The 14,401-nt window shown below is 67.4% G+C and carries 13 protein-coding genes and 3 tRNA genes; 7 read left to right on the plus strand and 9 right to left on the minus strand.

Features of this window, described 5'->3' with window-relative positions:
• Positions 1–34: 34 nt before the first annotated feature.
• Genes HCX50_RS03010 through HCX50_RS03020 form a run of 3 tightly spaced genes read right to left on the minus strand, consistent with a single transcriptional unit; the run spans position 35 to position 3,895 of the window.
• Positions 35–1,171, minus strand: a complete 1,137-nt coding sequence (locus tag HCX50_RS03010) for a glycosyltransferase (RefSeq protein WP_167632952.1) — start codon at positions 1,169–1,171, stop codon at positions 35–37.
• The gene (locus HCX50_RS03015; RefSeq protein ID WP_167632953.1) at positions 1,168–2,364 is read right to left on the minus strand and encodes a glycosyltransferase; all 1,197 of its coding nucleotides are present in this window, start codon (positions 2,362–2,364) and stop codon (positions 1,168–1,170) included. Before HCX50_RS03015 ends, HCX50_RS03010 begins: the two co-directional genes overlap by 4 nt.
• Positions 2,365–2,368: 4 nt before the next feature.
• A complete protein-coding gene (locus HCX50_RS03020) occupies positions 2,369–3,895 on the minus strand; it encodes a sugar transferase (protein ID WP_091035784.1) in 1,527 nt (508 codons plus the stop codon).
• Positions 3,896–4,246: 351 nt separating this feature from the next.
• Between HCX50_RS03020 and HCX50_RS03025 the strand changes: the two genes are divergently transcribed.
• The 4 genes from HCX50_RS03025 to HCX50_RS03040 all read left to right on the plus strand — a co-directional run bounded on the left by HCX50_RS03025 (position 4,247) and on the right by HCX50_RS03040 (position 8,190).
• Complete coding sequence (locus HCX50_RS03025) at positions 4,247–5,389, plus strand: low temperature requirement protein A (RefSeq protein WP_091035945.1); 1,143 nt, start codon at positions 4,247–4,249, stop codon at positions 5,387–5,389.
• 79 nt (positions 5,390–5,468) lie between these two features.
• Positions 5,469–6,437, plus strand: a complete 969-nt coding sequence (locus tag HCX50_RS03030; RefSeq protein ID WP_167632954.1) for a dioxygenase family protein — start codon at positions 5,469–5,471, stop codon at positions 6,435–6,437.
• Between the two features lie 202 nt (positions 6,438–6,639).
• Complete coding sequence (locus HCX50_RS03035; protein WP_167632955.1) at positions 6,640–6,924, plus strand: hypothetical protein; 285 nt, start codon at positions 6,640–6,642, stop codon at positions 6,922–6,924.
• Positions 6,925–7,071: 147 nt separating this feature from the next.
• Positions 7,072–8,190, plus strand: coding sequence for a fatty acid desaturase family protein (locus HCX50_RS03040; protein WP_244176030.1), 1,119 nt, complete (start codon positions 7,072–7,074; stop codon positions 8,188–8,190).
• A gap of 86 nt (positions 8,191–8,276) precedes the next feature.
• Here the strand turns inward: HCX50_RS03040 and HCX50_RS03045 are convergent, their stop codons facing one another.
• Complete coding sequence (locus HCX50_RS03045; protein WP_167632956.1) at positions 8,277–9,668, minus strand: cell division initiation protein; 1,392 nt, start codon at positions 9,666–9,668, stop codon at positions 8,277–8,279.
• Positions 9,669–9,870: 202 nt separating this feature from the next.
• Complete coding sequence (locus HCX50_RS03050; RefSeq protein WP_091035937.1) at positions 9,871–10,173, minus strand: DUF7882 family protein; 303 nt, start codon at positions 10,171–10,173, stop codon at positions 9,871–9,873.
• Between the two features lie 137 nt (positions 10,174–10,310).
• Between HCX50_RS03050 and HCX50_RS03055 the strand changes: the two genes are divergently transcribed.
• Together HCX50_RS03055 and HCX50_RS03060 are read left to right on the plus strand one after the other, a co-directional pair.
• Positions 10,311–11,636 (plus strand): VCBS repeat domain-containing M23 family metallopeptidase, encoded by a 1,326-nt coding sequence (locus HCX50_RS03055; RefSeq protein ID WP_167632957.1) that lies wholly within the window; start codon positions 10,311–10,313, stop codon positions 11,634–11,636.
• Between the two features lie 49 nt (positions 11,637–11,685).
• A complete protein-coding gene (locus HCX50_RS03060) occupies positions 11,686–12,531 on the plus strand; it encodes a transposase (RefSeq protein WP_167632958.1) in 846 nt (281 codons plus the stop codon).
• A gap of 18 nt (positions 12,532–12,549) precedes the next feature.
• On the opposite strand, the gene HCX50_RS03065 is transcribed toward HCX50_RS03060, so the two are convergent.
• The 4 genes from HCX50_RS03065 to HCX50_RS03080 all read right to left on the minus strand — a co-directional run bounded on the left by HCX50_RS03065 (position 12,550) and on the right by HCX50_RS03080 (position 13,286).
• A complete protein-coding gene (locus HCX50_RS03065) occupies positions 12,550–12,840 on the minus strand; it encodes a hypothetical protein (protein ID WP_167632959.1) in 291 nt (96 codons plus the stop codon).
• 125 nt (positions 12,841–12,965) lie between these two features.
• Positions 12,966–13,038: transfer RNA gene (locus HCX50_RS03070), tRNA-Phe, on the minus strand.
• A gap of 72 nt (positions 13,039–13,110) precedes the next feature.
• Positions 13,111–13,184, minus strand: a tRNA-Asp gene (locus HCX50_RS03075).
• Between the two features lie 29 nt (positions 13,185–13,213).
• Positions 13,214–13,286 (minus strand) — tRNA-Glu (locus HCX50_RS03080).
• A 210-nt stretch (positions 13,287–13,496) separates the two neighbouring features.
• On the opposite strand from HCX50_RS03080, the gene HCX50_RS03085 reads away from it, so the two are divergent.
• Positions 13,497–14,401, plus strand: a 905-nt coding sequence (locus HCX50_RS03085; protein WP_167632960.1) for a M23 family peptidase, incomplete at its 3' end; no start/stop codon positions are given.

Below are 14,401 nucleotides of genomic sequence, written 5' to 3' on the forward strand. Positions count from 1 at the left end.
CAGGCGTCCGCACGCGGCCGCCCCGCGGCCAGAGTCAGCGCAGGACGTGTGCCGTGATGCTCGCGCGATACACGTCAGGGGCGTGGCGGCGGAGAGCCTCCGCACGGCTGTCTGCGACGGTGGACACGATCTCGTCCCATCGCGTGTGGATGTCGGTCAGTGCGGCGGCGATCGATTCCGCATCGCCCGGGGTGACCAGTTGGGCGGTCGCGTAGCCGCCGGCTGCCTCTCGGAGCCCGCTGCTGTCGCTCGCGATCACGGGCCGCAGAGCGAGGATGCCTTCGACCGCCGTGTTCCCGAACGGCTCGTCGACGCGAGAGGGGACGACGAGCACATCCGCCTCGGCGAGGAACGGCCAGATCGCGGCGTGGAAGCCCGCGAAGTCGACGGAGATGCCCGCCACTGCGGCCTGTTCGCGAAGGTCGCGCTCGAACCACTCGTATCCTTCGAAGACCGCACCGAGGAGCGTGACGTCGACCTCGCGACCCGTGGCGTGCAGCACCGAGGCCGCCTCGATGACGAGGTCGGGACCCTTACGCGGAGACAGTCTGCCGATGTAGAGGACGCGGAGCGCCTGCTCGATGCGCGGCCGGGGTGAGAGGGGTTGCGGAGGCGAGGCGACGCCGTTGTAGACCACGTGCGCGCGACGCGCGAGCGCGGGCAGCGCGGCACGGATCGTGTCGAGACTGAACCGGCTGTTCACGATCGTGCGCTCGGAGGCGAGATGGGGGGAGTAGAGGATGCCGTTCACGAGCCTGTTGCCCGACGCCTCGGCTTCGTGCACATGGCTCACCGAGCGGGTCCGCCGTAACCGCGCGATCAGCGGCCACTGCGGGATGATGATCGTCGAGACGTACACGACATCGGGGCGAATCCGACCGATCAGACGCCAGGCCGCGCCGAGACCCCGGAAGGTGTCGCGGAAGAGGCGGGGCAGTCCGCGCGGAGTCAGCAGGACCTTGCGCAGGACGAGCATCGGGAGGATGACGACTTCAGCACCGGCCGCGCGCAGCTCCGGGACGAGAAGCCCCGAGCTCGGCAGCGCGACCACGACCCGTGCACCCGCTTCGATGAGGCCGATCGCACTCTCGAGCAGCATGCGGTCCGAGCCGAACAGTTCCGCACCGGGGTGCACGAGAAGGACCGTGCGCCGGTCTCCGTCGCCCCTCATCGCGTTACCGGACCAGCAGGAGCGGGGGACCAGTCGGTGGCGCGTCGCCGCGCACGTCGAGCTGACGGGTGGATGCTCGATCCCTCAGCGAGCCGGTGCGCGAGGGCTTCGTACTCGTCCGCGACATCGTCCCAACGGAACCGGGTTCGGGCGATCTCCTGCACGATCTTGCCGCGTGACGCGGTCAGGTTCGGGTCTGCCTCCGCATCGACGACCTGAGCCGCGACGTCGGCAGCGTCGGTGAAGAACCACCCGTTGCCGTCGAGGACTTCGCGGTTGAAGGGCACGTCGAAGCCGATCACTGCCGTTCCAGTACCCATGGCGCGCAGGAGCGAAGGGTTCGTGCCCCCCACCGAATGACCGTGCAGGTACGTCAGCGCGTTGGCATAGAGGGCATCGAGCAACTCCTGGTCGTACACCCCGCCGACGAGCTTGATCCGGTCGTCGCCGTCCGCCACGCGCTGGATCTCCTGCGTGTACCCCGCGCTGTAGGGTGCCGACCCGACGACGACGAGCGGGAGCGTGGCGTCGCTGTCACGATAGCCTTCGACGATCTCGAGCACGTGGTTCTCGGGCTCGAACCTGGCAACGACCAGGTGATAGCCGTCTGTGGTGAGTCCCATCTCCGCGACGCCGCGTTCCGGCAGCTCTTCGAGGATCGGGGCGCCGTAGCGGATCATCTCCGTCGGAACGTCGAACTGATGGCGATAGTAGTCGGCGATGCCCGGGGCATCCGCGATCAGGGCGTCGGCGGTGCGGACTCCGAACTGCTCGGCCCAGCGGTAGTAAGCCCTGCCACGCGGGCCCCACTTCGAGCGGCGCCATTCGAGGCCGTCCATGTGCAGGGCTACCGGGGCTCGGCGCAGACGGAGGAGCGGGAGGAAGGGGGAGTTGGCGGCGTTGAAGACGAAGGTCGCATCCGGGCGGCGCCGGAAGAAGAGGTGCAGCGCCGAGAGCCCGGTGTGGCTGAGCGTCTCGATCTGCTTCACGGGGACGGCAGGAAGGTGTACGACCCTCATGCCGAGGTACTCCTTCTCCCGTCGCTCCGACCCGCGGGTGTACACGACGACGTCGTGACCGCGGTCCGCGAGACGGCGGCCGACTTCCTCGACCGCCGTCTCGAATCCGCCGTAGGCCGCGGGCACTCCTCGGGTCCCCACCATCGCGATGGTGAGGCGGTTCGAATTGCTCATCCGATCAGTATGCCCCGCTGGGCTGCACCATGACCTTGGCGGTGCGCCACATGATCTGCAGATCGTTCATCACGGACCAGTTCTCGACATACCGCAGATCGAGTCGCACACTCTCGTCCCAGGAGAGATCGCTGCGTCCGGAGACCTGCCACAGACCGGTGATCCCGGGCTTGATGTAGAGGCGGCGGAAGACCGTGCCGTCGTAAGCGGTGACCTCGCTGGGCAGCGGCGGGCGGGGCCCGACGACGCTCATGTCGCCCACGAGCACGTTCCAGAACTGCGGCAGCTCGTCGAGCGAGAGCTTGCGCAGCACTCGGCCCACACGGGTGACGCGCGGGTCGTCCTTCATCTTGAAGAGAAGTCCGGCGCCCTCGTTCTGTGCCTTGAGCGCGGCGAGCTGCTGCTCGGCGTCGGTCTTCATGGAGCGGAACTTGACCATCTTGAAGCGACGCCCGTCGCGGCCGACCCGCTCCTGGAAGAAGAAGACCGGGCCCGGCGAGTCGAGCTTGATGAGCAGCGCCAGCACCGGGGCGAGCAGAGCGATCGGGATGAGCGCCAAGGTCGCCACTGCGGCGTCCAGCGCGCGCTTGAGCAGGTGCTGACCACCCTCGTACCGCGGGATCTGCACCTGGATGAGGGGCAGGCCCTCGACGGGGGCGAAGGAGATGCGCGGACCGGCCACATCGGTGAGTCGGCTCGACAGCACGAGCTCGGCAGCGGTCCCCTCGAGCTGCCAGCTCAGCTGCTTCACGAACTCCGGCTCGCCTTCGGGGCGGCTCGCCACGATGATCGTGTCGGCACCGACCTCGGCGGCAACCGACGACACGGAGTTCACGTTCCCCAGAACCGGGAACTTCGTGTCGCCGACCTCGATGTCACGCGCGTTGCCGTCGAGCAGCGTCGCGCCCACCACCTGGTAACCGGACGCGCCGATCGGGTGCAGCGTGCGCACCACATACTCGACGTCGTCCCGGTTGCCCACGACGAGCGTGCGGGAGGCGAACCGCCCGTGCGAACGCTGCGTCTGCAGCCAGTGGCGCCACATCCATCGGGTCACGAGAAGAGTCAACACTCCGATGGGCAGCCCCAGCAGCAGCATCGGTTGCATCGACTCCCACGCGAGCAGCACCGCCACGATGGCGATGATCCCGAAGGCGAGCCCGCTGGCGTGGACCACGCCTCGGTACTCGGTGGCACTCGCGCGGAACAGCGCGGCGTCCCGCGTGTGCAGCCCGCTCAGCATGAGGTACCACAGAGCAGCGAGCGGAACGGCGCCGCTCAGCACCTCGATCGCGGAGACGCCGATGAACAGCTGGACTGCTGCCGCCAGACCGACGGCGAACAGGATGACGGCTGCATCCGTCAACCGCAGCCGAATCCGGTAGCGGCGTTCCCACTGTCGGCGCCTCTCCAGAGTCGCCGAAGTGCGCGGTGTGACCACCGTGCGCGTCACCGACTTGGTGGCTCGCGGAGCCGCGACCGGCACGAAGCCCGTACGAGCGATGCTCAGAGCATCCTCGACGGAAGTCATGCCGAGGCCCCTTGAGCCGTGAATGTACGCAGAATTCCCCAGTGCGTCATTTGATTCCCCAGATTTCCCCAGACCATGAACCCCACGTTCACGGCATTCGTCTGCGTCCCGACCCCTCGGGTCCTGCTGAAACCCTCTGTGATTCCCACATCACGGAGTGCGTTTTCACCGTCCCACACGGTGATCGCTGACAGCAGGCACTGCAGACTTTCTTACTGTAGCGGAACCTGCCTATGAATCGGAAGTATTTCTCACGAATGGATGAACCCGGTTTCCGAACGGGTGTCGTGCGAGCGCTATCCTGTGGCGGTGAACGCCGACTCATCCGCCTCGCGCTTCCGTCTGCGCACGATGGCGCCCCGGGATCCCTCGCAGCCGCATCGCACCGCGAGCACCCTCGAGCTGTTCTTCGACCTGGTGTTCGTCGTGGCGGTGAGCATCGCCTCCGCTCAGCTGCATCACGCACTCGGCCACGGCGACTTCCTGCACGGCGTCACCTCTTATGCAATGGTGTTCTTCGCGATCTGGTGGGCGTGGATGAACTTCACGTGGTTCGCCACCTCGTTCGACACCGATGACTGGCTCTACCGCGTGACGACGTTCGTCCAGATGGGGGGAGTCCTGGTACTCGCCGCCGGTGTCCCCGGCGCGTTCGTCGAGGGGGACTTCACGGTCCCGGTGCTCGGCTACGTCGTGATGCGCGTCGCGATGGTCGCGCAGTGGCTCCGTGCCTCGCGTTCTGCTGGGCCGCTGCGTTCGGCGACGCGACGGTACGCCTTCGGTATCGCTGCGGTGCAGGTGCTGTGGATTCTGTTCCTCCTCATCCCGTCCGGACCTCTGCAGCTGACCGCCTTCGTGGTGTTCGCGCTCGTCGAGATCGGCGTCCCGGTGTTCGCCGAACACCGCCGACAGACGCCGTGGCACCCGCATCACATCACCGAGAGGTACGGCCTGTTCACGCTGATCGTTCTCGGCGAGAGCCTGCTGGCGTCGGCCAACGCCATCATCGACGCGCTCGACGAGGTCGAATCCCTCGGCCCGCTGATCGCGATCGCGGTGCTGACCCTCGTGGTGACGGCGTCTCTTTGGTGGATCTACTTCTGGCCACCCCATCACCGTGCGATCACGACCTTCCGCCGCTCGCTCCGCTACGGCTACACCCACTACTTCGTGTTCGCGGCCGCCGCGGCCTTCTCGGCAGGGATCGAAGTGGAGATCGATGTGCTCACGGGGGAGAGCCATCTGTCCAACGTCGCGGCTTCCTTCACGGTCACGATCCCGATCGCGATCTTCCTCATCGGCATCTGGTGGATCGCGATTCGCGAGAATGCCGACCGCGTCGTGAACACGGTCGTCCCCCTGGGCGCGCTCCTGGTGCTGCTCGACCCCGTGCTCCCGATCCCGGTGACGCTCACCGCGCTGATCCTCGTCGGCATCGTCGTGGTGCTCGTGCTCCGTCCACCGGCGGCCCGCGCGGACATAGACAGGGCATAGGCGCCGCAGAGGGCCCTGATCAGGTGCTCGGGGACCATGGTGACCCACCATCACCGGTCCGCTCGAGAGGAACCAGATCATGCGCATTCCCGAACCCACCCAAACCCCCGATGGTCCGTCGTACGAGGGGCGACTGCTCGACCGCGTCGATGAGGAGGTCGTCGACCAGGGCGCCGCATTCGACATCCGCACGCTGATGAGCAGGCGCGGCGTCCTGGGGCTCGCCGGTGTCGGCCTGGGGGCCGTCGTGCTCGCGGCCTGCGCACCGGCGGCGTCTGGCGGCGCGTCGAGCACGCCCACTCCGACCACTTCCTCCGGCGCCGATGCGGGCTCGGCGAGCGTGACCGAGATCCCCGATGAGACGGCGGGGCCCTATCCGGGCGACGGGTCGAACGGCCCCGACGTGCTCGAGGACTCGGGTATCGTCCGGCAGGACATCCGCTCCTCGATCGATGGGGCGGCGACCGCCGACGGTGTGCCGCTCGCCTTCGACCTGCAGATCCTCGATCTCGCGAACGGGGGCGTTCCCTTCGCGGGGGTCGCGGTCTACGCGTGGCACTGCACCGCTCAGGGGGAGTACTCGATGTACCCTTCCGGCCTGGAAGACGTCACCTACCTGCGCGGTGTGCAGGTGGCGGATGCCGACGGCAAGGTGTCGTTCACCTCGATCTTCCCCGGCTGCTACTCCGGTCGCTGGCCGCACATCCACTTCGAGATCTACCCGGACGTCGCGTCGATCACCGACTCGACGACAGCGATCGCCACGTCGCAGCTGGCCCTTCCGCAGGATGCCTGCGCGGCCGTGTACGCCGAGGCGGCGTACGACGGCTCTGCGCGGAACCTCTCTCAGATCACGCTCGCGAGCGACAACGTGTTCGGTGAGGACTCCGGCGCCCTGCAGGTCGCGACCGTCAGCGGGAGTGTCTCGGGGGGCTACGCCGCCACCCTGATGGTCGGCGTCGACACGACGACGGCACCTACCGCCGGCGCCGCGCCCGGCGGCGGTGCAGGAAGGCCAGGCGGCGGCGGACAGCCGCCGGCCGGGTGAGGGCGACACGGCGCGATTCGAGGCCGGGAGGGAGATCTGCTATCCTGATCATGCAACGTGTGTGCTTCGCCCCTCTCGGCCGCCACGTCGCCACTGATCAGGGCCGTAAAGGACCGCGCACATCGATGCGTGCGGTATCCGCCTCGATCTCACATCTTGCGGAGCGCCGACGCGTGTCCGCCACACAGCAATGAGCATCACCATGAGCACGACCACTTATCCACCATCCGATCCGTTGACCTGGAAGCAGGCCGACGCCGACGTGCACGTCGCGACGCGTGCCGGCGAATTCGCCGGCTTCGTCGAGTTCGACGGCACCACGCACCTCGTGCGCGACAACCACGGCGCCGAGCTTGGTGCCTTCGCCGCCCTCGACGACGCCTTCCGCGCGCTCGAAGACGCGCATGCGCCCACACGGCATGGATCCGCCTTCGCTCCGATTCTTCCGCGGGCCTGGCGGCGCAAGACGCGCCGCGCTCGCGCCTGAAATCAGGGCTTCACGCACACTGAACGCGCTCCGTCAAGGGGTGCGGATGTATTCCCGAAGGCGCATGCGGGCAGGGCTACTGTGAGGTAAGCGTTGGGCAGCTGCCTTGGGCTTCCACAGCTCAAGGGCTCCGATCGTCAGGAGAAGATCATCTCCATCACACAGATCGAACCGACCGCGGCAACGCTGGGTCCGATTCGTCAGACGTATTCCGGCAACGCGGACTTCCCGCCCATGGCCAAGGCTTACAAGCAGGTGTCGCAGGTGGTCAAGGAGACCGGCCTGCTGCAGCGCACCCAGTGGTTCTACGTCTTCGTGGCCGCCGGTATCGCTGTCGCCCTCGGTGGACTCATCACCGGCTTCATCCTGCTCGGCGACAGCTGGTTCCAGCTGCTCATCGCCGCGGGCCTCGGCATCGTCCTGACGCAGATCGCGTTCCTCGGTCACGAGGCAGCGCACCGTCAGATCCTCACCACCGGGCCGGCGAACTTCAAGCTCGCCCGCATCGTCATCGCCAGCATCGGCATGAGCTACTCGTGGTGGGACTCGAAGCACACCAAGCACCACGGAAACCCGAACCAGGTCGGCAAGGACCCCGACATCGAGGTCGACACGATCTCGTTCCTCGAAGAGGACGCGGCGAAGGCGAAGGGCCTGATCAAGCTGATCACCCGCAAGCAGGGCTGGCTCTTCTTCCCGCTGCTCACGCTAGAGGGACTGAACCTCCACTTCCTCGGCCTGAAGTACCTCCTCACGACGAAGAACGTCAAGGGACGCTGGATCGAGCTCAGCATCATCGCGCTGCGGTTCGCCCTCATCCTCGTGCCCGTGTTCATGATGCTTCCGCTCGGCATGGCTTTCGCCTTCATGGGCGTGCAGTTCGCGGTGTTCGGCGTCTACATGGGAGCCGCGTTCGCACCGAACCACAAGGGCATGCCGATCATCGAGCCCGGCGCCCGTCTCGACTTCTTCACCAAGCAGGTCCGCACCTCCCGCAACATCAGCGGTGGATGGTGGACGACCTGGCTCATGGGCGGCCTCAACTACCAGGTGGAGCACCACCTCTTCCCGAGCATGCCGCGACCGCACCTGGCGAAGGCGCGCGAGATCGTGCGTGACTACTGCGCGGCGAACGACGTGCCGTACACGGAGACCAGCCTCGGCCGCTCGTACATGATCGTGATCGAGTACCTGAACCGCGTCGGACTCTCCGCCGGCGCCGACCCCTTCGACTGCCCCGCAGTGGCGCAGTTCGGTCGACCGTAAACCCCAGACATCACCGGGCCTGATCAGTCCGGCAACGACAGAGGCGCGAGCAGGAATCCCTGCTCGCGCCTCTGTCGTTCGTGCGCCTACTTGGAGGACTTCTTCTTGGTCTCCACGACGTCGATCGTGATCTTCTCGAGCGGGCGGTCGTCGTCGAGTTCGTCTTCGAGGACTTCGTCGCCGAGGAAGGTCTCCTCCGGCGTCTCGTCTCCGCCGGCGTCCGCAGGGGCCGGGGCAGCGGGTACGTCCGCTCCGGTGATCTCCGTGGGCAGCGAGTCGTCCGAGAAGATCCCGTCGGGACGGATGAGCTCCTTGACTTCAGCCATGAAGCTCGACAGCTGCTGCTGCTGCCACCGCAGCTGACGGGTGCGGTCTTCCGCGTCGTGCAGCACCGCGGTGGTGTGACCGGTGACCGAATCGACGATCTTCTGAGCCTTCGCACGAGCGCGCTCGAGGGTCTCGCGGGCACGCACCTGGGCTTCGGCTTCGATGGCCTGCGCCTGCGAGCGGGTCAGGCGCTCGTAGTCCTCGGCCCGAGCCGAGATGCGCTGTGCATGCTCGAGCGATGCCGAGACCTGCTCGTTCGCGTCGTTCGTGATGCGCTCGGCGTGAGCGACGGCCTGGTTGTGCAGCACGAGGAACTCCTGCTGCGCGTCGTCCTGGCGGCGGGTGAGGGTCTCCTCGAACTCGAGCACGCGGGCGTTCATGTCGCGCACGTCGCGTTCGGCGTCGGCGCGCAGCTGGGCCGTCTCGCGGGTGACGAGGGAGCGCAGGGCTGCTGCGCCCTTCTCGGCCTCGGTACGGATCGCCGTGGCCTCCTGAGCAGCCTGGTTCACCTTCTCCGTTGCATGTGCGGCTTCGCGTTCGATGCGGGCCTCGTGCGCCGTGTACTCGGTGTCCATCTTCAGGCGTACCTGGTCGGCGTCGCGCTGCGCCTGCGCGGTGATCCGCTCGGCGTCGGCGTCGGCCTCGGCACGCTGCGCGGTCACCTCCTCGCGGGCAGAGGTCATCAGGCGGTCGGCCTGCACGGCCGCGTTCTGGATGAGTACGTTCGCCTGCTCCTCGGCGACCCGCAGGATCGCCTCGAACTGCTGGCGCGACGGTGCCTCTTCGCCGTCGGGCTGCGGAGCGTCGACGAGTTCGGAGGTGAGCGTCGCGACCTGCTGCTCGGCGTCGGATGCCTTGGCGTTCGCCGCCGTCAGGTCGCTCTCGAGGGCTTCGCGGGCCTTGCGCTCCTCTTCCCGCACCGCTTCGACGGCTTCCTCTTCGCGGGCCTGCGCCTCGGCGACATCGGCGGCGGCCTGCTTGAGCTGATTGCGAAGGGTCGCGAGTGCGGCGTCGACCTCTCCCTTGTCGTAGCCGCGGAAGCCGACGGTGAACGCGCCCTGCTGGTCGCGCGGCGGGGTCTCGATCAGCTGGTCGAAGAAGTCCGGCGAGCGCTCGCCGTCGCGGTCGGCGGTTCCGGAGGATTCGCTCATGAGGTTCATGCCTTTCTGGCGTGGCCACACGGCGGAGCTGCGGCTCCATCCCGATGGACGGGATCGTGCGACCGGAGGAGGAGGTCGTCTGGGCTCACGCCACGACCGTGACCCGGCGGAGGTCCGGCAGGGCGGGGCGCGCCTCCCAGCCTACTTGCGGAGGCCGAATATTGTGTGCCGGGTTTCTGCGGCGGACAGCTCGTCAGCTCGGAGCGATCAGGTGGTCCAGAACCAGTTCGCCGGTGGCGTTGAGAGCCTTCATCATCTCGGCGACCAGCCGCGCATCGACGGACGGTGGTTCGGCGTTGTCGAACCCGAACTGCAGGGGGATCGCGGGATGGATCCATACGGTCGCCCGCTTGTCGGTTCCGCTCGACGGGCGCCACGTCATCATGAAGCTCTCCTGGCGGCGGAGCTTGGTCGCGATCACGATCTTCAGGTGCGCGAGCGTCTCGTCCTCGATGAGGATCGGCTCCGACGTCCCGTCGTACCTGAGTCTGCCCATGAATGCACGGTACACCGTGGGTGCGCACGGATACTCCGGTTCCTCGGCGGCGTTCGCGGAAGGAGAGCGCAGCCCTGGTACGGTGACGGCGGAGGGCATCACGTCCTTGGGGCCGCCGAGCAAGAGAGAACTTCGAGATGAAGCGACCGTCCCGCGTGCGCCTCGCCCGCATCGGGATCGCCACCGCGCTCGCGGTCGTGATCGGAGCAGTGGCACCGTCCCTGACAGCGAGCACCGTCGCCACCGCCGCCGTCAACGACCAGATGGTGTACCCGTCTTCGGGCAACATCCAATCGAAGGTCGGCGACGGCTGTCGGGGAAACTACCGTGCGCACGACGGCATCGACATCGGCGGAGGGGGCGGCACGCCGATCGTGGCCTCCTACGGCGGAGTGATCAAGTCCCGCACCTCGAACAGCGGCTACGGCAACTACACCGACGTCGAGCATGCCGGCGGATATGTCACCCGGTATGCGCATATGGCCGCGCCCGGAAAGTACGCGCCCGGCACCAGAGTGACCCGCGGGCAGCAGATCGGCGTCGTCGGCAACACCGGAAACTCTCCCGCGTACCACCTGCACTTCGAGGTGCGGCTGAACGGTGCGGTGTACACGGCGATCAACAACGGGTTCACGTGCCTGTCGAACGTCACCCGCGGCGGGATTCTCCCGTTGAACTTCCCCGGACTCGGTTCCGGTCAGCCGCCGGGCGTCGCTTCGGCCGACTACTCCGGTGACAAGAAAGCCGATCTGCTGACGATCGCCGGGAACGGTGATCTCCGGCTGCGTGCGGGCACCGGTTCCGGCAGCTTCTCGGCGGCGAAGACTCTCTTCGGCGGTTGGGGCGGATCCCGCAGACACCTCACCCATGCGGACTTCAACAACGACGGCAGGGCCGACATCCTCGCGACCAGATCGGATGGTGACCTGGAGTTCTACGCCGGCAACGGCGCAGGCGGATTCGCGCCGGCCGTCAGCATCGGCAAGGTCTGGTACGACCTGCTTCATGTGACGTCGGGCGCGGACTACACGGGAGACGGCAAGCAGGACGTGATCGGCGTCTCCGCGACAGGCCTCCTGACGATCTACCGGGGAAACGGTGCCGGTGCCTTCAGCGGCCCGCACATCTCGCTCGGCGGAGGGTGGCAAGGGTTCCACTTCCTCGTCGGCGGTGATTTCGACAACGACGGCAGCGGCGACATCATGGCAATCGATACGGACGGCGCTCTCAGGTTCTATTCGGGAGTCCCCGGGGGCTTCCGAGCGATGCGTCTGGTCGGGTCCGGATGGGGTGAGTTCACCGCCCTCACCGGAGGGGTCGACTACAACGGCGACGGTCATGCCGACCTGCTGGCGCGAACCGCCTCCGGACAGCTCTATCTGTACCCCGGCCTCGGAAACGGCACGTTCGGCGGACGCACCCTGATCAGCGCCGACTGGGCGGACCACCTCGCCATCGAGTAGCGACGACCTCTCCCGCCTCGCAGGAGGGCACGCGGCGTATCGTTGGCGCATGGCCGACCCGACGTTCGAAGAGATCGCCGCCGCCCTGTACGCCGGTCCGCCGGAAGCCTTCGTGTCGTCGCGGAAAGCCCGTGCAGAGAGTGTCGACGACCGCGAACTCGCGACCCGGATCCGTGCGCTGCGAAAGCCGTCGGTCGCCGCCTGGGTGGTGAACGTGTTCGCCCAGGAGCGCGCCGGTCAGCTGGGGGAGGCGCTGCAGCTGGCGGCCGAGCTGCGTGAGGCCCAGGACGACCTGGATGCGCCGGCACTGGCGAAGCTCGGCAGGGAGCGCCGTGCGCTCACGAGGCACCTCGCGGAGATGGCGGCCGAGCTGGCCGGTTCCCGGGGTGAGAAGATCACACCCGCGACGCGGGAGGCGGTGGAAGGCAGCATCTCGGCCGCCTTCTTCGCCACGGCGGCGGCGGGCGCGGTCGCCTCCGGTCGGCTAGCGCGGGCGATCGAGCCCTCGGCATCGACCGAAGACATCCGGGATGCCGTGGCAGGTGAGATTCCGGAGTTGGAGTCGGTGCCGCAGCGACCGCCGGACGAGCTGCAGGCGAGACGCCTCCGCCGGGATGCGGAGCGACAGCTTGCGAGCGTGGAGAAGGAGCACAAGGCGGCGGAGCGCGAACTCACCATGCGCGACGCGGCCCTGCAGGAGCTGCAGACCAGGGCGACAGACCTCGCCCGGAGCGTGGCCGAGCTCGAAGCTCAGCTCGCCAAGACCCGTGCGGAGGCGGAGCGCGTGGGGGAGGAGCTGCCGCAGGCGAAGGAACGGCAGGCCGATGCTCGGCAGCAGGCGAAGGCTGCGGCGGGAGCCGTCACGCACGCCCAGAAGTCGCTGGACGAGCTGTAGGGCGTCCAGACGGCGGGGTCAGCCGCGGCTACGGCCGAGGCGCCCGGGCAGGAAGGGAAGCATCGGCGCCCGGTACTCCCACGCGGCGGCATCCTCCGGATCGACGGCGGCCTCCGCCTGGCCGAAGCGCCACACCCGGTTGAAGAGGTAGACGCCGATTGTCACCGACCGGTCGGACGGAACCTGCCACGTGCCTCGACCCCATTGCGTCGGCTGACCGCGATCACCGATGACGAGCGTCGGCTTGATCCCCGCATAGAGAGCGAACCGCGGACGTCGCATGGTGAGCTCGATCCGACGGACGTTCATTCGATCCCTCGTACGGGTGCGGGGCGGGCGTCATCCATGATGATCGAAGCCTAGGGGGAAAGGCAAAACCCCCGCCATGTAGAAGCTAGGCGAGGGTTTCTAAGGTGATTGTAATGATCACCCTGTGGCTCCGACGGGCGTCGATCCCGTGACCTCACGATTTTCAGTCGTGCGCTCTACCAACTGAGCTACAGAGCCGTGGTGCGACCGGCGAACCTGTCGCGTCCTAGACGAAGGGCTCTCTCCGAAGAAAGAGCCCGTCGAACGGAGCGACCCTGACGGGACTTGAACCCGCGACCTCCGCCGTGACAGGGCGGCACGCTAACCAACTGCGCTACAGGGCCATACTTGTTTTCAATTGTATCGGAAGGTGTGACCCCAACGGGATTCGAACCCGTGCTACCGCCGTGAAAGGGCGGCGTCCTAGGCCGCTAAACGATGGGGCCGAGTCAGTCCCGGGGGACTTCCTTGCCGACGCTCAAGCATAAGGGATGTTCTGGGCAAATCGCGAATCGAGGGCGCGGCGGCTTCCCCCGGGCGTGTTTCAGGAGGACGATGGACCCGTCAGGCGTGCGCTGGCGACCGCATGCTCGGCCTGGTGCAGATGTGACGGTTGTTGTTAGTGTGGCATTTGTGAAACCGGCGGAAGGGGCCGTGTGAACGACGACCAGAACACTCTGGACGCTGCGGTTGCCGCGGCTTCAGACGATTGCGGCTGCGCGCCCAGCCCGACCGAACGCCGTGCGTTCGGTAAAGACGGCCTCAGCCGCCGTGGTGCACTCGGTCTCGGCGTGCTCAGCGTCGTGGCGCTCAGCGCCTTCGGCATCTCCAACGGAGTCTCCGCCGCCTATGCCGCCTCGTACCCGAGCTGGGACGACGTGCAGCGTGCGAAGAGCAGCGAAGCGGCCAAAGCCGCCGAGGTCACCCGCATCGAAGGGCTCATCCAGTCGCTGACCCAGAAGGTCGCCGAGACGCAGGCGGTCGCGAAGGCCACAGCAGACGAGTTCTACGACGCCCAGCAGAAGTACTTCGCTGCAGCCACCGAAGCCGATTCCCTGCAGGCCAAGGCCGACGAGCAGTCGGCGAAGGCCGACGAGTCCGCGAAGAAGGCCGGCCAGGTTGCCGCGCAGCTCTACCGCAACGGCGGTGACGACACCTCGCTCGAGCTGCTCTTCACCGGCTCTGCCGATAACGCCGACGAGTTGCTCGCGCGGCTCGGCACGATGGACAAGCTCTTCGAGTACAACCAGTCGGTGTACGACGATGCGGTCGCCGCCCGGAACTCCGCGCAGTCGATGAGCGACCAGGCCGTGGTCGCCCGCGACGAGCGCGATCGGCTGCAGAAGATCGCCGAAGAGAAGATGGTCGTGGCACAGCAGGCTGCCGACGCCGCTCAGGCCGCGCTCGACGAGCAGTCCGCCAACCTCGCCACCATGCAGGCGCAGCTCGCAGCACTCAAGGACGCGACGGCGAAGACCGTCGAAGGCTACAAGGCCGGTGTCGCCCTCGAGGAGAAGAAGCGCAAGGAACGCGAGGCCCGCGAGGCAGCAGCGGCTGCCGC

The organism is Microbacterium sp. B19(2022) (assembly GCF_012030385.1).
GTDB lineage: Bacteria > Actinomycetota > Actinomycetes > Actinomycetales > Microbacteriaceae > Microbacterium > Microbacterium oxydans_B.